General features: G+C 49.1%; 22 protein-coding genes. 2 read left to right on the forward strand and 20 right to left on the reverse strand.

Features of this window, described 5'->3' with window-relative positions; all coding sequences use genetic code 11:
* The coding region (locus ASF99_RS08920; RefSeq protein ID WP_235515907.1) for a DUF3800 domain-containing protein at window positions 1-814 on the forward strand (814 nt) is incomplete at its 5' end.
* 39 nt (window positions 815-853) lie between these two features.
* Here the strand turns inward: ASF99_RS08920 and nth are convergent.
* The 13 genes from nth to bshA form a co-directional block, all read right to left on the reverse strand.
* The gene (nth, locus tag ASF99_RS08925) at window positions 854-1510 is read right to left on the reverse strand and encodes an endonuclease III (protein WP_023468615.1); all 657 of its coding nucleotides are present in this window, start codon (window positions 1508-1510) and stop codon (window positions 854-856) included.
* 4 nt (window positions 1511-1514) lie between these two features.
* Window positions 1515-2093, reverse strand: coding sequence for a DnaD domain-containing protein (locus ASF99_RS08930; protein ID WP_023468616.1), 579 nt, complete (start codon window positions 2091-2093; stop codon window positions 1515-1517).
* A 75-nt stretch (window positions 2094-2168) separates the two neighbouring features.
* Entirely contained in the window at window positions 2169-3458 is a 1290-nt protein-coding gene (gene asnS, locus ASF99_RS08935) for an asparagine--tRNA ligase (RefSeq protein ID WP_174316766.1), read from the reverse strand.
* 29 nt (window positions 3459-3487) lie between these two features.
* Window positions 3488-4669, reverse strand: coding sequence for a pyridoxal phosphate-dependent aminotransferase (locus ASF99_RS08940; protein ID WP_055968601.1), 1182 nt, complete (start codon window positions 4667-4669; stop codon window positions 3488-3490).
* A 14-nt stretch (window positions 4670-4683) separates the two neighbouring features.
* Complete coding sequence (locus tag ASF99_RS08945) at window positions 4684-5151, reverse strand: hypothetical protein (protein ID WP_023468619.1); 468 nt, start codon at window positions 5149-5151, stop codon at window positions 4684-4686.
* Window positions 5148-5318: a YpmA family protein gene (locus ASF99_RS17095; protein WP_012370646.1), complete on the reverse strand. Its 171-nt coding sequence runs from the start codon at window positions 5316-5318 to the stop codon at window positions 5148-5150. The genes ASF99_RS08945 and ASF99_RS17095 overlap by 4 nt, the downstream gene beginning before the upstream one ends.
* A 62-nt stretch (window positions 5319-5380) precedes the next feature.
* Window positions 5381-8194, reverse strand: coding sequence for an ATP-dependent DNA helicase DinG (gene dinG, locus ASF99_RS08950; RefSeq protein WP_041255512.1), 2814 nt, complete (start codon window positions 8192-8194; stop codon window positions 5381-5383).
* A gap of 105 nt (window positions 8195-8299) precedes the next feature.
* Window positions 8300-8683 carry an aspartate 1-decarboxylase gene (gene panD / locus ASF99_RS08955; RefSeq protein ID WP_029341994.1) on the reverse strand — a complete coding sequence of 128 codons (384 nt, stop codon included), beginning with the start codon at window positions 8681-8683 and terminating at the stop codon, window positions 8300-8302.
* Between the two features lie 2 nt (window positions 8684-8685).
* Window positions 8686-9516, reverse strand: coding sequence for a pantoate--beta-alanine ligase (gene panC, locus ASF99_RS08960; protein ID WP_023468622.1), 831 nt, complete (start codon window positions 9514-9516; stop codon window positions 8686-8688).
* Window positions 9513-10352 (reverse strand): 3-methyl-2-oxobutanoate hydroxymethyltransferase, encoded by an 840-nt coding sequence (panB, locus tag ASF99_RS08965; protein WP_023468623.1) that lies wholly within the window; start codon window positions 10350-10352, stop codon window positions 9513-9515. Before panB ends, panC begins: the two co-directional genes overlap by 4 nt.
* A 248-nt stretch (window positions 10353-10600) precedes the next feature.
* Window positions 10601-11572: a biotin--[acetyl-CoA-carboxylase] ligase gene (locus ASF99_RS08970; protein ID WP_023468624.1), complete on the reverse strand. Its 972-nt coding sequence runs from the start codon at window positions 11570-11572 to the stop codon at window positions 10601-10603.
* A complete protein-coding gene (locus tag ASF99_RS08975) occupies window positions 11542-12675 on the reverse strand; it encodes a CCA tRNA nucleotidyltransferase (protein WP_235515908.1) in 1134 nt (377 codons plus the stop codon). The genes ASF99_RS08970 and ASF99_RS08975 overlap by 31 nt, the downstream gene beginning before the upstream one ends.
* On the reverse strand, window positions 12662-13804 hold the full coding sequence (bshA, locus tag ASF99_RS08980) for an N-acetyl-alpha-D-glucosaminyl L-malate synthase BshA (protein WP_055968603.1): 1143 nt from the start codon (window positions 13802-13804) through the stop codon (window positions 12662-12664). Before bshA ends, ASF99_RS08975 begins: the two co-directional genes overlap by 14 nt.
* 170 nt (window positions 13805-13974) lie before the next feature.
* Between bshA and ASF99_RS08985 the strand changes: the two genes are divergently transcribed.
* Entirely contained in the window at window positions 13975-14862 is an 888-nt protein-coding gene (locus tag ASF99_RS08985; protein WP_023468627.1) for a YitT family protein, read from the forward strand.
* A gap of 42 nt (window positions 14863-14904) precedes the next feature.
* On the opposite strand, the gene ASF99_RS08990 is transcribed toward ASF99_RS08985, so the two are convergent.
* The 7 genes from ASF99_RS08990 to ASF99_RS09020 form a co-directional block, all read right to left on the reverse strand.
* A complete protein-coding gene (locus ASF99_RS08990) occupies window positions 14905-15585 on the reverse strand; it encodes a zinc metallopeptidase (protein WP_023468628.1) in 681 nt (226 codons plus the stop codon).
* Window positions 15586-15631: 46 nt separating this feature from the next.
* Window positions 15632-16234: a DUF1405 domain-containing protein gene (locus ASF99_RS08995; protein WP_055968605.1), complete on the reverse strand. Its 603-nt coding sequence runs from the start codon at window positions 16232-16234 to the stop codon at window positions 15632-15634.
* 54 nt (window positions 16235-16288) lie between these two features.
* Window positions 16289-17080 carry a menaquinol-cytochrome c reductase cytochrome b/c subunit gene (locus ASF99_RS09000; protein WP_055968607.1) on the reverse strand — a complete coding sequence of 264 codons (792 nt, stop codon included), beginning with the start codon at window positions 17078-17080 and terminating at the stop codon, window positions 16289-16291.
* A 40-nt stretch (window positions 17081-17120) separates the two neighbouring features.
* Window positions 17121-17792, reverse strand: a complete 672-nt coding sequence (qcrB, locus tag ASF99_RS09005) for a menaquinol-cytochrome c reductase cytochrome b subunit (RefSeq protein ID WP_012370658.1) — start codon at window positions 17790-17792, stop codon at window positions 17121-17123.
* 3 nt (window positions 17793-17795) lie between these two features.
* The gene (locus ASF99_RS09010) at window positions 17796-18302 is read right to left on the reverse strand and encodes a ubiquinol-cytochrome c reductase iron-sulfur subunit (protein ID WP_035396830.1); all 507 of its coding nucleotides are present in this window, start codon (window positions 18300-18302) and stop codon (window positions 17796-17798) included.
* 104 nt (window positions 18303-18406) lie between these two features.
* Entirely contained in the window at window positions 18407-18847 is a 441-nt protein-coding gene (locus tag ASF99_RS09015; RefSeq protein WP_023468632.1) for a DUF2487 family protein, read from the reverse strand.
* Window positions 18848-19028: 181 nt separating this feature from the next.
* Entirely contained in the window at window positions 19029-19559 is a 531-nt protein-coding gene (locus tag ASF99_RS09020; protein WP_029342003.1) for a ReoY family proteolytic degradation factor, read from the reverse strand.
* Between the last annotated feature and the right edge of the window lie 21 nt (window positions 19560-19580).

Below are 19580 nucleotides of genomic sequence, written 5' to 3' on the forward strand. Positions count from 1 at the left end.
AACTGGGACACCGAAAGGGAATACACAATTCAACTTAACGGGTGTCTTGATGGAATATAAATATGCCATCGATTCGGATGAGACCGGTGAACCAAGTCCGCTTCGTCAACGTTTGATGGATTTTAAGGCAAAAGTTTTTGAAGATCCACATATTCCGCTTCATTTGAAGGAGATTTTAAAAGCGGAGCATCCGTACGGTAAAGAAGATGGCATCACGATCGATATGTTACGACATTTCTGGATCGCCTTGCCGGAATTTTTAGTTGATATTGATTGTACGATCGTCAGCGTCGAAGTCGATAAACAGAAGCTACAAGACTTCTTCTCGACACCGAAGGATCCGTATGTCGTTGCCTTCGCTCATTTGATGAAGTCGTTTTATTCCTTCCTCGATGAGACAGAAGCAACGAGTGCGCGTGTTGTTCTTGAAAGCCGTGATGATTATCAAAACTTGCTCATTCAAAAGGCGTTCTTCGATATCTTCAATTCGGGAACGGTCCATCTCGACGTCGAAAAAAGTCGTCAAAAAATCAAAGGCTTCATCTTTGCTGAAAAAGACAGCGACCTCTACCAATCTGGTCTTGAGATTGCCGACTTGGTCTGCTTACCTTTATCTCGCGTTCGTCGTGGTGTCATCGAGGTAAAACCCCGGTTTGTCCATTATGGGGACGAAAACCGGATTTTTAAAGCCATCAAAGATAAGATTTACATTCGCCGTGATAGTCCGGACCAAGATTTCCGAAACTGGGGATTCAAAAAAGTACCGATCACGAAAAAGCGTCGTGAATGGTCCGATACTCCTTGGAATGGATGATATGCAAAAAAAGTGGATCCGGTATCGGATCCACTTTTTTTATGGTGTAGCTAGTCCTTTTGTCCGCTTTTTCCCCTCTCGACACATGTCGAGTAACGGGCACGCTTCACAGTTCGGACGTTGTGCCTTGCAGTGATAACGTCCAAAGAAGATGAATTGGTGATGAAGCTTTGACCAACGCTCCCGTTTGAAGCGACGCATCAGTGTCGCTTCAACCTGCGTGACATTATCCTTCCAGCGACAGATCCCGAGGCGCTTCGAAACACGTTCGACATGCGTATCAACCGCAAATGCCGGTACATCGAAAGCGACAGACAAGACGACGTTCGCCGTCTTGCGTCCAACGCCAGGTAAGGCTTCGAGCCCGGCGCGTTCCGTCGGGACTTCTCCGTCGTGTTGCGCAAGGAGTTGTGCCGCAAGCGCTTTGATGTTTTTGGCTTTATTTCGGTACAATCCCAGTCGTTTGATTTTATCCTCGATTTCCTCAACGGGTGCCGCAGCAAGCGAAGCAGGATCCGGATACGCTGCGAACAACCCAGGCGTCACCTGATTGACAAGTACGTCGGTCGCTTGTGCACTGAGTGCAACCGCTACGACCAGCTCAAACGGGTTGCGATGAATCAACTCACAAAATGCATCCGGAAACATCTCTTCTAACGTTGCTTCAATCCGATCGATTTCTGCCTTTCGTAACATCTCCTTAACCTCCCCGCCCTGCGAGATCCTCAAGCGTCTTGATCCCTTCACGTTCCCATGTCCGCAGAATTTGATTGATATAGGTCATTTTGCGGACATTATGATAGACTGCTTCTCGAAGTGCGGCAAGCACTAGCTCTTCCGAAATGTTCTCGATCGTCAACCACTGAATGATCTGCTCCATCTGAAACGGTGACATCATCCCGAGTTCCCGTTCGAATTGTTGGAAGACGGACGGGTTGATCGTATCAAAGTTCGGTGCTTCCTGTTCCGGTGGTGCCATCAGCTTTTCGTAAAGCGGAACAAGCGAATAACGTTCAGACCCATTGACGTTCTCCATTGCCAATAATCCTTTTTGTAATAAACCGAGTGTCGTCTCGATTGTTTCCGTCTCGGATAGTCCAAGTCGATTACTTAACTCTTCCGGTGACGGCATCTCCATACCTTCTGCCCGGCAAGCAAACAGTTGACCAATCAATGTGAACTCGACAAAACTGATGCCTAACCGTTTTGCCTCGGTGAACAATCGTTTCGGTAAGACGACCGTCCCTTCCTCGAATAATTGCACTAAATTATGATTCATCGTATTTCCTCGATTCTCTAGTCTAAACAAGAAATCGACCCGTCGAGACGATGGGTCGATGTTTTTCCTTACTGCTTATGGATAGAGGCGGTTTAGCAAACGTGGGAACGGAATTGTTTCCCGAACGTGCTCGACACCTGTGATCCAAGCGACTGTCCGCTCTAAACCAAGACCGAAGCCACTGTGTGGAACAGAACCGTATTGGCGTGTTTCGAGATACCATTTATAAGCACCTGTCTCGTCAAGACCATGTTTCTTCATCTCAGCGAGGAGTTTTTCGTGATCTTCTTCACGTTGTGAACCACCGACGATTTCCCCGTATCCTTCAGGGGCAATCAAATCATCACACAAGACGAAGTCTGGGTTTTCCGGATCTTCTTTCATGTAGAACGGTTTGATTGCTTTTGGCCAATGCGTGATGAAGACAGGACGTGCGAAGCTGTTTGCGATTGCTGTCTCGTGTGGTGCACCAAAGTCATCGCCGAATTCGATATCATCGAATCCTTGCTCCTTGAGCATATCGATTGCTTCCGTGTACTTGACGCGCGGGAACGGTGCTTTAATGTTTTCAAGGACCGTCAAGTCACGTCCAAGCAACTCAAGTTCTGCACGACAGTTTTTCAGTGCTGATTGCACAAGGTGCGAAACATAGTTTTCTTGGACTTCGAGGTTCATCTCGTGATCGTGAAATGCCATCTCAGGCTCCATCATCCAGAATTCGATCAAGTGACGACGTGTTTTTGATTTTTCAGCACGGAACGTTGGACCGAACGAGAAGACCTTTCCAAGTGCCATTGCTGCCGCTTCCATGTAAAGCTGACCCGATTGTGAAAGATACGCATCTTCATCGAAATATTTCGTATGGAACAATTCTGTTGTTCCTTCTGGTGCGCTACCTGTCAAGATTGGCGGATCCACTTTGATGAATCCTTCTTGGTTAAAGAATTCGTACGTCGCACGAATCAATTCGTTTCGAACGACCATGACCGCATGCTGGCGCTTTGAACGCAACCAGAGGTGACGGTTATCCATTAAGAAGTCCGTTCCGTGTGCTTTTGGTGTGATCGGATAATCGATTGCTTCATGGATGACTTCGATTTTTGAAATTTCCATTTCATGACCGATCGCTGTCCGACCGCCATCTGATTTGATGACACCTGTCACCCATAGTGATGATTCCTGCGTTAAGCCTTTTGCTTGTTTGAATAAGTCTTCGCCGACTGTTTCTTTGACGACGACACCCTGCATGAATCCAGAGCCATCCCGAAGTTGGAGGAAGGCGATCTTACCGCTTGAGCGTTTGTTTGCTAACCAACACCCGATCGTCACTTCTTCTCCTACATATTTGTTTACATCCCGAATCATTGCTTTCAACAGTCAACATCCTCTCTCTATTAAACGGCTGTATGTGCCGTGATGAATCCTTCAATCCGGTCGAGTGCCTCTAGGACACGTGCCGGATCCGTCGCGTAAGATAGGCGGACATAGTCCGGTGCACCAAATCCTGAACCTGGAATCAAGGCGACCTTCGCTTCAGATAAAACAGCTGTACACCAGTCATCGACATTATCGAATCCACACATCTCGGCAGCTTGCTTTGCATGTGGGAACAAGTAGAATGCCCCTTCCGGCTTCAGACACGTTAATCCTTCGATCTCGATGAGTCGTGCATAGATTTTTTCAAGTCGTTCTTCAAAGATGACACGCATCGCTTCGACCGGTGCATCGCCTTCTGCATACGCAGCAACCGATGCTGCTTGCGCAATCGATGTCGGGTTCGACGTCGAATGGCTCGCTAAGTTCGTCATCGCTGAGATGATCTCTTTCGGTCCGATTGCATACCCGATCCGCCAGCCTGTCATCGCATGGGACTTCGAGACACCATTGATGATGACCGTCCGTTCGCGCATCTCTGGCAAGGACGCGATCGAAATATGTGTCGCACCGTTATAGAGCAACTTTTCATAAATCTCGTCACTGATGACGAGTAGATCGTGCTTGATCGCAACATCTGCTACCATCTCGAGCTCTTCTTTCGAATAGACCATTCCTGTCGGATTCGATGGTGAGTTCAAGACGAGTGCTTTCGTTCTTGGGGTAATGTGTTGCTCGAGCAATTCCCGTGTCACTTTGAAGCGAGACGATTCGTCCGTTTCTAAAATGATCGGTATGCCGTCACTGAGTTTAATTTGCTCTGGATAACTGACCCAGTATGGTGCTGGGACGATGACTTCATCGCCTGGATCGAGAATCGCTTGGAACAACGTTGATAGTGCATGCTTTGCGCCTGAAGCGACCATGACTTCTGAGCGTTCGTATGGCATCCATAAGTCACGGCGTGTCTTTTCGATGATCGCATCTTTCAAGGCAACCGTTCCGCCAGACGGCGTATACTTCGTATCGCCCGCTTCTGCTGCCTCGAATGCTGCTTGGATGATGAATTCCGGTGTATTGAAGTCGGGCTCTCCCGCACCTAAACCGATGATGTCTTGACCTTCTTCACGTAGTGCCTTGGCTTTCGCTGTGATGGCTAGCGTCGTAGATGGTGTCAATTGTCGTACGCGTTTCGATAACATGTCGCCCACTCCCTTTACTTGATTCGTAATCGTTTGATGAAAGAACCTTCTTGATACGTGTAATACGAATAATCATAGCCTGTCGTCGTCTTTGAAACGATCTCGATGACGGCACGATCCTCAAAGCCGTACTTAGCAGACACGATGTCTCCTAGTTCCGGATGATCCGCGATGACCGTTTTGATGGCAATACCATCAGCAACTGGTCGTGTCTCAATCGTTCCTTTTTTCGGAACGAACGCCCGTACCGCCTGTCCATTCTGCTTCATCGTAAAAACGACATATTGACGTTTCCCGTTAAAGACTGATTCGAACCGGACGTCCGTTGGTTTGAGTTCTTTTTTCAGACGCGCCTCTGCTTGTTCGGCGACGCTCTGTTCCCGGTCTTTTGCCTCAGCGATCGTCACCTGATAAACGGCGGTGCCAAGTACAGTCAAAAGGATGAGTGCACTTAGCAGACCAAGCGTGATTTTCCACTTCATGTGCGGTAGATGGTAAAGACCATCTGCTCCTTGTCTTTTTCATCGAGAGCAAGACCGAACATTAAATCTTCCGTTTTCAGTGTCCGATTCAACAAGTCGACGATTTTATACGTATCGTCATGGCGGTTCACTTTGACGGTCGCAAGTGTTTCAATTTTTGAATCCATCTGTATGTCCTCCCTCATTTTTCTCTATCTATTATAATGCGATAGGGTTTATCTGAATAGACTTAATCGCCATCATTCAAGAACAATTCTAGTTCTGCCGTCAGTTCATCAAGCGGTTTTGATAAAACAGGCACTTTCGGCAGACTCGTGACGAACCGTTTTCCATAACGCGTCGTCTCAATCCGGCGATCAAGTACGAAGACGACACCTCGGTCGTTCGTCGTCCGGATCAAGCGACCAAAGCCTTGCTTAAAGCGAATGATCGCTTGCGGTAAGCTGTATTCGAAAAATGATGATTTCCCGAGTTTTTCGATCCGTTCCGAGCGTGCCTGGACGATCGGTTGATCCGGTGGCGCGAACGGTAGTCGGACGATGACGAGACAACTGAGATCATCTCCTGGGATATCGACCCCTTCCCAAAAGCTAGCCGTCCCGAACAAGATACAGGCGTCGAGTTGCTTGAACTGTTTCATCAGTCGTTGCCGTGAACCTTGCGTGACCCCTTGCGAGAGTAACGTAAACCGTTCAGGTAACAGCGGTTTCGTCGCTTCATGCGTCAGTCTTAGCAAGTCATTTGAGGTAAACAAGACGAGCATCCGTCCTTCCGTCACCTCTGCGATTTGTAAGATGGCTTCCGCAATCGTCTCTGCGAATTCCGGCAATGGTACATCCTGTAGGAGCGGGAGATCCGTCGGAATCATTAATCGCACGTTATCGGCATATCCGAACGGCGACGGAACGACGAAACGACGTGTCTCGAACGCATCGAGCCCTAAACGGTTCTCAATGAACTGGAACTTGTTCGAGACAGTCAGCGTCGCAGACGTCAGGATACACGTCCGTTTCGAAAAGACATCGCGTCGCAGTCGCTCTGAAATGTCGATTGGTTGTGTGTAGACCCGTGTTAGTTTCCGGTTCTTAACAGACGTCTCGATCCAAGATACCGTCTCATCGTGCGGGGCAAGCATCGTCTCGAAGATGGCGAGCTCCGCTTCTTCGATTTGTGACGTGATCGCTTTTAAATCTGCGACGAGTGAACGTTCGCGATAACTCATCTGCTCCCGGTGTTCATGGAACAGTTTATGAATCGCCCGGATTGCTTGACGCAAACGCCGCAACACCAATTCAACCCGCTTGGCACTTTCCTGGACGGCACGCATCGAACGGTCGAGTCGCTTGAAGCGAATGCTGACCATTCCTTCCCGTCGTGCTTTGCGGGAAGCCAGTTCGAGCCCGTATGCTTGAATAATCATCAATAGACCGTCTGCCTCTTCGAGCAACGTCGTCAGTGCCTCATCGACCGTCTCACTATGGGCTTCGACCATCTCTGCGATGTCCCATTCTTCCGACAGATCGAGCAAGCGGTGTAATAATTTTTTATCGGACGAATACCCGAGTTGTCGGAACAGACGATCAAACGTATGTCCATCAAAGACGAGACCAAAATGATGGCTCGCGACCTCTTCGATTTGATGTGCCTCGTCAAGAATCAACGGACTTCCTTTCGGTAAGACCCCGGCTTCGAACTGCAGATCACTAAACAACAAGGCATGGTTCGTGACGATGATCGTTGCATCCTTTGCTTGGCGAATCGCATGTTGGAAGAAGTCCCGGCTGTACCACGGGTCAAACCGCCCGAGTTGCGATTGGCTATCAGACTGGATCAACTGTTTGATCCCGATATTGCCTTGCGCTGCACCGCCTGGTAAGCTGACTTCTTCTAAATCTCCCGTTTCCGTCTCCGTCAACCAGACGAGTAGAATTGCTTTTGCGAGCGTGAAGTTATAAGCATCCTCTTGATCATTCAAGAAAAATTCGAATTTCCGTAAATCAATATAGTTACTCCGTCCCTTAAGCAATGCAATCTGGACCGGCGCATCGAACAGTTGACGCAAGAGCGGTAAATCACGCGCGAATAGTTGCTCCTGCAATTGAATCGTGTGCGTACTGACGACAATCGGGACTTCATGTTCAAGTGCGTAATGCGCTGCCGGAACAAGATAACCGAGCGATTTTCCTGTTCCTGTTCCCGCTTCGACGAGTAACGGTGTTTCTTGATCGAGCGATTGATAGACATGACGCATCATCTCGAGCTGCCCACGTCGCTCTTCATATCCTTCGAATAGACGAGGGAACGTAACGGTGTTCAATTCATCAACAAATGGTCCGAACGGTTCAAGAACGGGCGGATGTGCCAACCGCTCTATCGTCTGGCGCTTTTTCAAAGCGATTTTACGGAAACGATCAAACTGTGAATCCTCCTCGATGCCGACTAAACGAATCGCATGGTCGATTTCCTCTTCGATGGCACTGAACAGGCGTGGTGATAAACGTCTTAAGTGCTTCAATGTCTCAAGCGGCAACGTATGTAGTCGTTTGAGTAGTTCAAGCAACAATTCAGCCGTCGCCGAAGCGTCACTCCCTGCCCGGTGCGCCTCTTGATGGGCAAGTTGTAATGACTCTGACAGATGCGACAGCGCGTGGCTTTCTGCTGTCGGAAGTAAGATTCGTGCGAGTTCGACCGTATCGATGACAGGACCTGTGTACGGCAAGTATCCTTCCTCTTCTAACGCATCGTTTAAGAAGTTTAAATCGAACTGCACATTATGTGCGACGAAGACACCACCGTCGAGCAATGATAAGACACGCGGTGCGATGACATCGAATGTCTCGGCCTCTTTGACATCCTCATCCGTGATGCCCGTCAACTGGGAAATGAATGGAGGAATCGGTTGGGTCGGACGCACGAAGGCAGACAATTGTTCTGTCAACTGTCCATCTTCAATGACCGCCATGCCGATCTCAATCATCTCATCGCCAGCCTTTATGGAATGACCTGTCGTTTCCAGGTCGACTACGACGTACTTTTTCTTCAACACTGATCCTCCACCTTTTATCCATCCTCTCCATGACCGGATGGCATTTCATTCTTCATCTTAACAAAAAAAGAGACCCGCTGACATGATCGGGTCTCTAAAATTTCATAAGATCGTGTGGGCGATTTCTTGAGACAACATTTGTTTGATGTCGTTCTGTTCATTTAGAACAGCCACTTTTGGAACATGTGTCGCGATTTCTTCCGTCGATAGTTGCGCGTACGCCATGATGATGACCTCATCCCCGACTTGGAAATGGCGTGCTGCCGCACCGTTCAAACAGATGACACCTGAACCACGAGCACCTTTAATCGCATACGTTTCAATCCGTGCACCGTTCTGATTGTTCGTCACTTGGACTTTTTCATTTTCAAGAATCCCGACAGCATCGAGTAAATCCTCATCGATCGTAATCGAACCAACATAGTGTAAGTTCGCCTCGGTGACCCGGGCCTTGTGTAGTTTAGCGTGCATGAATGTGCGTAACATCGTCATGCTCCTCTCGTATATAGTAAATTATCGATCAAGCGCGCCGATGCAAACTGCACGGCGACTGCTAAGAGAATCGTAGTCGTTTGTTCAGTGACGGGTCTTAGTGACGGGTAGTCGACGGCTTCGACGTAATCGATTGTCGTCCCTTCGAATCGAAGTGCTTCGCGCGTCCGCTCGAGAACCGTTTCAACAGGCACCCCTTGATCGAGTGCTTGTTTCGCTTGTTGCAACGCCTGCTGAATTCCTGGTGCTTGCGCCCGCTCCGTTTCCGAAAGATAGACATTGCGTGACGATTTTGCTAGACCATCCGCTTCGCGAATGATCGGGCAACGGACGATCTCAACCGGAACGAAGTAATCAGCGACATACGCTTCAATCAATGCGAGCTGTTGTGCGTCCTTTAAGCCGAAATAAGCACGGGTTGGACGGACGACGTTCAATAGTTTGCTGACGACCGTCAACACACCATCAAAATGTCCTGGTCGTGATGCGCCGCATAAGACATCATCACCGGAGCGGACCGTAACACGGGCCATATCCAGCGGATACATCGTCTCGTTCGTCGGATAGAACAGATAATCGACCCCTTCTGCCTCCGCGATTTTCTGATCGCGTTCCGCGTCTCGTGGATAACGATCCAAATCTTCGTTTGGTCCGAATTGTGTCGGGTTGACGAAAATACTCAAGACGACGACATCATTCTCTTGTCGTGCTTGTTTGAGCAAGGAGGCATGCCCTTCATGCAAGAATCCCATCGTCGGTACAAAACCGATTGAACCGGCTCCCGCTAAACATTCGCGTAACGTCTGGACGTCCTGAATGATCTTCATTCCTTAGTCCCTCCATAAAGCGCACCAATCAGTTCTTCGTCCATCTGGAACGAGTGTGCTAGTTCAGGGAAAGCACCGGCTTTGACGTCTTTGACGTAAGCAGCGATTGCTTCCGTTCCTGAAGTATTCCAGTCCGTGTACGCTTTGACGAACTTCGGTAAACGACCGACACCATACGTCAAGATGTCATGATAGACAAGTACTTGACCGGCGACGTCTGCACCGGCACCGATGCCGATGACCGGAATCGAGAGGAGCTCTTGAATGCGTTTCGCGAGCGGATGCGGCACACATTCGAGGACGAGCATCTTCGCTCCGGCACGCTCTGCTTCCAAACTGTCTGCAATCAGTTGTTCGGCTGCTTCTAATGATTTCCCTTGGACTTTGAATCCTTCAAGGACACCAACGGATTGTGGTGTTAATCCGAGATGCGCGACGCAAGGCATCCCAGCGTCCGTCAAACGACGAATCGTCTTTAAGATCTCCCCTGCCCCTTCCAGCTTCAAGGCATCTGCCTGCGACTCTTGAAAGATACGCGCCGCTGATTCAAGCGTGCGATCAAATGAACCGTGATAGCTTGCGAACGGCATATCGACGATCATGAACGTCTGTGGTGCGCCGCGGCGTACCGCACGCGCATGATGAACCATGTCGTCGACCGTGACGGCAATCGTTGAGTCATAGCCGAGGATGACGTTTCCGAGGGAATCGCCAACGAGCAACATATCAACTCCTGCTGCCTCCGATAGTTTTGCTGAAGGATAATCATACGCCGTCAACATGACGAGCTTCTCTCCAGCTTGTTGTTTTTTGAGTATTGGACCCATTGTGTGCATCGTGTTCTCTCCTTACGTGTGTAGGGAGGACAAAAGGAAAACGCCTTCTTCTCCAAAATAAATGCATGCGGAAAAGAAGGCGGAATAATTGAATATCGTCCTTCTGTCCCTGTCCGTTAAGATCAAGGCAGTTGAAACAGCTAAAACTGGCACCTGTCAATTCGGTATGGTTCCGGCAAGCGGATACCATCCGTGGCTTTATTATACATGACGGGAAAAGCTCTCTGCAAACCGTCTGATTCAAACCTTTATTCTTTTTCCCAGTAAATCAGCTCTGCCGAATGGAAACGGGTTTCCCCCGTTTCCGTCTCAATCCGAATCGTGCCCGTCTCGTCAATACCGAGCAATGTTCCGGAAGCGGTCATCTGACGTGTCCGTAGCGTCACTCGTTCATGTAAGCGATCTGCGAGTGTTTCCCACTCGGAGACGAAAGATCCGAATCCTAGCTCGAGCCACTGTGTGTATAGTCGTTCAAATCGATTCAAAAACGTCGCGACGACCTCCGCACGTCGGAAAGTTCTTCCTGATTCTCGGACGAGCGAGGTAGCACGGTCTTTGATCCCTTCCGGAAACTGCTCGTGATGCACATTGATGCCGATGCCAATGATGACTGAACTGATTCGGTCCGCCTCGGTCTGCATTTCCGTCAAGATGCCTGCCACCTTACGACCGTTGATCAAGATGTCGTTCGGCCATTTAATCGTAACCGGAACATCGAATGTCCGGAGAGACTGTGCAAGTGCAATACCTGCTACGAGCGTTAATTGACCTGCTTGGTGCATCGGTACATCTGGTCGGACGAGTAGACTCATCGCGATGCCCTCATTTTTCGCCTCATGCCACGTTCTCCCTAGCTGTCCGCGTCCATTCGTCTGGTGATCGCATACGACGAGTGTTCCTTCCTGCGCTTGCTGTTGCGCTTGCTCATGTGCAATCCGCTGCGTCGTGTCCAGTTCTTCGAAATGAAGGATGTGGCGACCAAGGCGCGCTGTCGTTAACCATTGTTCAATCGCAATCGGTGTCAGCAAATCGCCTTCATCGACTAATTGATAGCCTTGTTTTTTATTCGAGATGATCTGGTATCCTTCTTCCTTCAAGGTTTGCATATGTTTCCAAATAGCGGTACGTGAAATATTTAGTGTCTCTGCTAATTCCTGTCCGGAGTACCACGTTCGCTGACGAAGTGCGATCAAGATTTGTTCTCGGACTGAGTGCGCCATCGCTCTACCTCCTTCAATAATGTCACGCGGTCGTTTAGGCAAGCGCGCGTGACGACACTGTATTCCAAATGCAAAAGTGCTTCTTTGATCTGTTGTTTTTGAAGACCGAGGCGGATCATGTCTTTTCCGTCGACAGCGAGCTCTTTACGACTGCGAATCGGTAAGTCTGATCGCTCTGGATAATCCGTTCCGGTCATTTCCCGAAGGATCATCAGTTCCTCGTCCGACAATCGATAACGATCCCAGTCTTGTAACGGTCGGTGTAACAGAGGTATTAAACGCGTTGCGAGCTGCACTTGATGTTTCGATCGTTTCCAGCGCGTCAATTGATCTTTCGCGAGACCGGCATCGAGTACGAGTGTCCAGACGGCATCCTTTGAAACACCCTGAAACGACTGCTGCGCGAGTCCTTTGACGATTTCTGAAGTCATGCCGGGAAGGTAGCGTTCGATTCCTGTCCGGAGCATCGCCTGTAACGCCCGCTGTTTTCCAGGACCAAGTAAGAGCTTCTCGAACTCGATCGCGATCCGCTCAATCGCAACGGCCGCTAGATGCGGAGCGAGTTTAACGATTGCTTGTTCAGTTGCTTCGTCAAGCGAGAAATCCAGTTGGCTCATGAAGCGGAACGCCCGCATCATTCGAAGTGCATCTTCATTAAAACGTTCGGCTGGTTCGCCGACCGTCCGGATGATCCGCTCTTCGATGTCACGCGCTCCTCCAAACAGATCGACACGACCTGATGGTCTGAGTGCCATCGCGTTGATCGTAAAGTCACGCCGGGTCAAATCCTCTTCCAAACTAACGCCAAGCGTCACCTCGTCCGGTCGCCGGCGATCGCTGTACGTTGCTTCTGAGCGAAACGTCGTGATCTCGTACGGCACGTGGTTGAGAACGACCGTCACGGTTCCATGCTCGAGTCCTGTCGGAATGACAACAGGGAATAAATCGATGATCTGTTCCGGTAACATCGAGCTCGCTAAATCATAGTCTCCTGGTGTCCGGTCGAGCAACATATCACGAACGGCACCACCGACGATATACGCTTCACCACCGGCCTCCTCGATCGTCTGAATGATATGATGTGCGCCTTCAAGCAAGTTCATGACGCGCACACACCCGTTCATAGACTTGTTCATAACGACGAACAATCTCATTCGAATCAAAACGACGACGCGTATCGCGAATGCCCTCTTCTGCCATCCGTTCCCGTAACATCGGATCATCCGCGAGTTCACCGATTCGTGCCGCAGCCATTTTGACATCGTAGGTCGGAACGATATATCCGGTTACGCCGTCTTGTATGACTTCCGGTAAGCCACCTGCTGTCGAGACGACACTCGGGACGCCAATTGCCATCGCCTCAAGAACGACGAGCCCGAACGCTTCTTTTTCAGACAACAGGACATGAATATCACTAATGGCGAGCAATTGCGCGACGTGTTCCTGTTTACCGGCAAAGATCACTTTGTCATAAATGCCGAGTTCCTTTGAGCGACGTCTCGTTTGTCCCATCTCTGGACCATCCCCGACGAGCAACAGACGCATCTTCCGGTCTTTCGCTGCAATGGCGAACGCCGCAAGCGTATCATCGATTCGTTTGACCGGTCGGAAGTTCGAGATGTGAATGACGACGACTTCGTCCGCTTCGATGCCGTAATGCCGCTTCAAGCGTTCATCCCGCATCGGATAATAGACACTCTCATCAATCGAGTTCGCAATGACATCGATGTCGTAGTGTGCGTTGAGCGTCGCATTCGTCTCAATCGCTAGACTCTCGGAGACGGCCGTGACCGCGTCTGATCGTTCGATGCCGTACCGGATTGCCGGTTGCATCTCTAAATCTTGCCCGATGACGGTGATGTCCGTTCCGTGTAACGTCGTCACGACGGCGACACCTTTTTTCTTTGCCATGTTTCGCCCGAGATCTGCACAGACCGCGTGCGGAACGGCGTAATGGGCATGGATGACATCGAGATCGAATAAATCAATGATTTCTGCGACTTTTGACGCTAACGTAATGTCGTATGGTGGATATTTAAAAACGGAATACTGGTTGACTTCAACCAAGTGGACCGTGATGTTTGGCCGATATTCCGTCAAGCGAAACGGCATGCTCGATGTAATGAAGTGGACATCATGTCCACGATCCGCTAATTTCATACCAAGCTCCGTCGCGACGACCCCACTCCCGCCGACGGATGGATAACAAAGAATCCCAATTGCTTTTTTCATGATAAAACCACACTCTCTTTATGACTTCTATTCGTCTCTATTCTAAGCAATATCAATCGGAATGACCATACTGATCACTTTTCGACTGATTTTTATAGGAAAAGCTAGTCTTTTTCCGACCGTGCCGTTACCCTAGAGAAAGAGTCTTGATTTGAAAGGAGCATACGGAAATGGCACCTCCATTCCAATTTCCGATTCGGATCCAGAACATTTTCTGGATTTTGATCGGATCATTCATCTTTGCTTTTGGTATTTATCATTTTAACGTTCAAAATGAGTTAGCAGAAGGCGGTTTTACTGGGATTACCTTGATCTTAAAAGGACTGTTCGGATGGTCTCCATCGATCACAAACTTAGTGTTGAATGTCCCACTTTTTTTCGTCAGTTATAAGATTCTTGGTCGGACGACCTTCGTCTACACGTTGATCGGTACATTCAGTTTTTCCTTCTGGTATGGATTGATTGCCAAGTATTCACCACTCGTCATCGACCTGCGCGACGATATGGTGCTTGCTGCGCTCTTTGCCGGTGTCTTCATCGGCGTTGGTCTTGGCATCATCTTCAACAACGGTGGTACGACAGGTGGCGTCGATATCATCGCGCGTTTGACGAAGCGCTACTTCGGTTGGTCGATCGGTCGAACGTTCTTAGTCTTTGATTTCTTCGTCATCGTCGCATCCTTGACGTATCTCGATTATAAGCAGGCAATGTATACGTTACTTGCCGTCTACGTCGGTGCCCGCGTCATCGATTGGATGCAAGAGGGCACGTATGCCGGTAAAGCAGCGATGATCATCAGTGATCACCGGACGGAAATCGCCGACGGTATTCATGCGACGATGAATCGTGGCACGACCCGTCTGATCGCAAAAGGCGGTTACTCTGGACGGGATCTCGAAGTACTGTACGTCGTCGTCGCTCGCAATGAGATCAATCGCTTGAAGACGCTCGTTAAAAGTGTCGACCAGCACGCCTTCATCACGTTGCATGATGTCTATGAAGTAACAGGAGAAGGTTTCACGTTCGACGAAAATCGGGTCCCAATCAAAGAAACGTAAAAAAACACGGATCGCTCAAACGAGCAATCCGTGTTTTTCGTTTTAGTCATCACTTGACGGGTTGAAGACGAGCAGTGCGAGACGAAGGAACTCGGCAACAGCAACGAGTGTTGCTGCCACGTACGTCCAAGCCGCTGCGTTCAAGACACGACGTGAACCACGTTCTTCTTCGGCATCAATGATACCATGCTCCGTCAACTGCGCCATCGCTCGATTTGAGGCATCAAACTCGACCGGTAACGTGACGAGTTGGAAGATGACGGCACCAAGCATCAAGACGACACCAAGCATCGCAAGACCACTGAAACCAGCGAACAGACCGATCAACAACAGTGGAAACGATAAGTTCGATGTGATCGACGCGACAGGTGCGATCCGGTGACGGACACGCATCATGTTGTAATCCGTCGCATCTTGAATGACGTGACCGATTTCGTGCGCTGCGATCGAAACGGCTGAGACCGTCGAACCGTAATAGACGTCTTCCGACAAACGAACGACTTTGTTCGTCGGGTCATAATGGTCGGACATTGTTCCACCGATTGGCTCAAGACGGACGTTCGTGATGCCGTTCTGCTTCATGATGAAGTCTGCGACCTGCGCTCCCGTCACCCCACTCTGAATCGGAACATCTTGATATTTTTTATAGGTGCTCCGCACCCGCATCTGAGCCCAGATCGGGACGATGATGATGATCGCGAGATAGATCAAATAGTTTGCCACGAGACATCGTTCCTTTCTTTTTTTTGATTATAGGTCTATTTTATGTTCAAGTGATCTTATTGTCAATTGAATCGCGCGCGACGAGCAGATATCCCATCAAAAGACATATTCCGGTCAACCAGAAGGAACCATATCCGATCCACTGGATATGCTCCGCAAGTGCCGGGTAACGCGGCCACTGACCAAGAACATAATCGACGACATCGTTGTGGATGACCCAGATGGCGACGAGGACGAGTTCCTTGACACGAAACGTCATTAGCGGACTGTATAACAACGCCTGGAACGCCATCGCTCCGTGCGATACCATCAACATCAGTGCCATTGCTGTTAAGAACGAATTCTCCGTTCCGAGTTGATTCAACATCAACGCATTCATGACAACTGCCCAGACCCCGTATTTGATCAATGTCACGAACGCGAGCGCTTCAAACAAGCGGGAACGTCGTCCGAAAATCCAAAGAAAGACGATGATCGTAAAGAACAGGGATGCAGTCGGGCTATCCGGAATGAACGGATAGTAATACCACTTCGATGTCGCAAGTTGTGGTTCATACCAGTAGTAACCGTATAATGTGCCTGCTAAGTTGATCAACCCGACAATCCAGAGTACGGCTTTATGTCGGAGTAATGTCAAAATACCTTGCAATCGTTTCACCTCATCATCGACAAAAGCCGGAGGATTGCTCCCCCGGCTTTTGGCTTATTTATTGTTTTCGCCGCCTTCACCGTATGAAGCGATGAATTTCGCGAGTTCTTTATGATCGGCATCTGATCCTTTGAACTGACCAGCAGGCATCGAACCGATACCTTTGACTGCGATATCATAAATTTCTTTTTCTGTCTTTTTCGTACCAACGAGTGCCGGAGCTGCTGCTCCACCCTCGAGGTTCTTACCGTGACAGTTGACACATGACTGATTCGAATAAATTTCAAATCCTTTAGCCGATGTATCAATTTTTGGTCCTTCGTTCATCGTCAATTCACCTTGTTTATGGATTGTATCCCAGTGAGTCGTTTGAACAGATTCCCAAGTCAAGAAGACGATCGAGACGACTGCGAGGAGCATCATGCTGACTGCGATCGGACGTTTCGCAGGACGACGTTCAAGACCTTGGTCGAGCCATGGCGCGACGAGAAGTGCTGTGAACGCAAGACCTGGGAGGATGACCGTTCCCATCAAGATGTATGGACCTGCAGCGAATTGGTATTTCAAGAGCTGATAGAGGAATAGGAAGTACCAGTCCGGAAGTGGAATGTACGACGTATTCGTCGGATCGGCAATGTTTTGAAGTGGTGCTGCTTCTACGATTGTCAATGTCATGAAGCCGATCAAGAAGACCGCTCCAACCATCCATTCGCGAAGTAAGAAGTTTGGCCAGAACGCTTCCGTTCGACCTGGATATTCCGAGTAGTCTTTCGACTTGTTCGGCATCCGGTTGTTGATCGACACCCGTGAATCGGTGACGAATTTCATTCCTTTACCACGATGCATCGTGTTCTCCCCCTTTTTTGTTGTCTAGATGATAGTCGGTTTAAAGTGGTCCAGAGATCCCTTGTTTACGGATCATCATGAAGTGGGCCCCGAGCAAGACGAACAATGCTGCAGGAAGGAAGAAGACGTGAATCGCAAAGAATCGAGCGATTGTACTTGCGCCGACGATTTCTCCACCCGCAAGGAGGGTCTTCGCGATACCACCGATGACCGGAATACTTTCAGCAATCTGAATCGTAACTTTTGTCGCGAACAACGCTTTCATGTCCCAAGGCAATAGGTATCCTGTCAGACCGAGAGCTAAGACGACGAAGAACAAGAGCACTCCGACAACCCAGTTCAATTCACGTGGTTTCTTGTATGAACCAGTGAAGAAGACACGTAATGTATGTAGGAACAACATTACGATAACGACCGACGCACCCCAGTGGTGCATACCACGAACGATTTGTCCGTGTGCGACTTCATTTTGAAGATAGTAGACGGACGCGTGTGCGTTGATGATGTCCGGTACGTAATACATCGTCAAGAACATCCCCGAAAGAATCTGGATGACGATCGTAAAGAACGTCAATCCGCCAAAACAATAAACGAAAGCTGAAAAGTTATGTGCCGGGTTGACGTGCTCCGGTACTTCATGATCGGCGATATCTCGCCAAAGCGGCGTAATGTCAACGCGCTCATCGATCCAATCATAGATTTTTTGCATCATCGCTTACGCACCTCTTTCGACTGGTTTACCAAGGTAGAGGTAACCATCTTTCTGTTGCATTTCATACTCATCGAGTGGTTTCGTCGGAGGCGTACCAGGTACGTTCGTGCCATCCTTCGTATACCGTCCGAAGTGACATGGGCAATAGAATTGCTCCGGGTGCGTCGGATCTGCGCCGAAGCTGACTTGGCAACCTAAGTGTTTACAAATTGGTGAGAGGGCTAAAATTTCTCCCTTATCATCTTTGAACACCCAAGCAGACAATGTTTCTTCGAACTCATACCACGCATCTTGCGTTTGTTTCTTGAAGTCGACCCGTTTTGGTTCTGTCGTGATATCCGACAACTTCATTACTTTTACTTTATCGCCTGCTCCTGATTTCTTCAGGACTGGATCAACTGCGAAGTTGACCATCGGCATGACCATTGTCGCAGCCATGAAACCGCCGACGCCTGTCAATGTATACGTCAAGAACTGACGACGTGTTACGTTAGACCCGTTTTGAGCCATCTCGATCCCCCCTTGTGATGTACGCTGTGCCCCAAGACGACAGTACTTCACACAAATTTCTCACATGGTAATAGTATCTTAATAAAATCATTGCGTCAACCGCTTCATAGCGCGGTCCAACGGTTTCCTAACTGTTCGAGAACTTGTCCTACGAAATTCCCGACCATCTGACCTTGTTGGTCACGACTCATCGTCTCAAGAGCTAGACGTGGCACGTAGATAATCTCTTCGGCGGCAGTCTCCTTCCACCTTAAATCAGCAGTGATGAAGGTGATGAAACGGAATTGCCCGGAAGCAGCCGCTTGACGCCATCCTTCCAACTGTTCGATCGACGGTGCATCGATATAGGTCAGAGCAGGAACGAGCAACGCCCGTCCGGATAGCTGGCGTTCGACTTCGGACGCCACCGTCAATGTCATGTCTGCGCATTCCGCGTAAGCATGCATCGCCTCATCGAAACCGACCGGAAGCAAAGGCACGATCAGCGTATCGATGTACGCTTGCTCGCTTCGTGTCCGCTGTACGTCGGATGGTTTGAAACGCAAGTCATTTCCCCCTTTCTTCGTACTTACAATTCGTCACATTTAATGTATCATATCCGCATTTCCTCCTACTCTCTTAATGTGAACGTTTTATGAAATTCCACTCTATTTTTCTTCATATTTTGCACAAATCTTCACATACGAAAGGACCCTACTACCTCTGCTGGGCAATAGAGTCCTTCTGTTAAGGAAGTTGACTTCGAACGAGCCGTAACTGTTCGGAAAGAGAGTGGAATCGATGTTGATCGCGTGCATCCAGCGCTTCATCAATCAAGCGGACTAAACGTTCTTCTTCCTGCCGATTGACCGTGACGGCGATGAAATGTGTCGCTTCATCCGCTAAGCGCGGTTCAACAGCAACTTCTGGGCGAAACGGATTTTCTTCTAGTAAAGACAAATACTCGTCATCCATCATCATACCTTGGAAGTTCAACTCGATATAGATATCTTCCGATGTCAGGCGGATGTCATGATACGCTTTTTCTGGATCTAACGTCGTGACATCCCCTTTTTTGAAGAGAAACGGTTCTGCGTCGAATCCGTATGTCGTCATGATGATTGCCTTCGGAGCGAATGTCGCATTTTGAACGAAGTGTACTTGCTCGAGTTTTGCCTCATTGCGCAGCCAATAATCGATGATCCATTTCGCTTCCCGTCGCTTTAACGTGTAATAGGTCAAGATGCGGCGTAAGAATCGCTGCTTTCTCTCTATCATCTCAATCCTACTCCCTTCTCC

The organism is Exiguobacterium sp. Leaf187, from assembly GCF_001423925.1.
GTDB classification, from domain to species: Bacteria; Bacillota; Bacilli; order Exiguobacteriales; family Exiguobacteriaceae; genus Exiguobacterium_A; species Exiguobacterium_A indicum.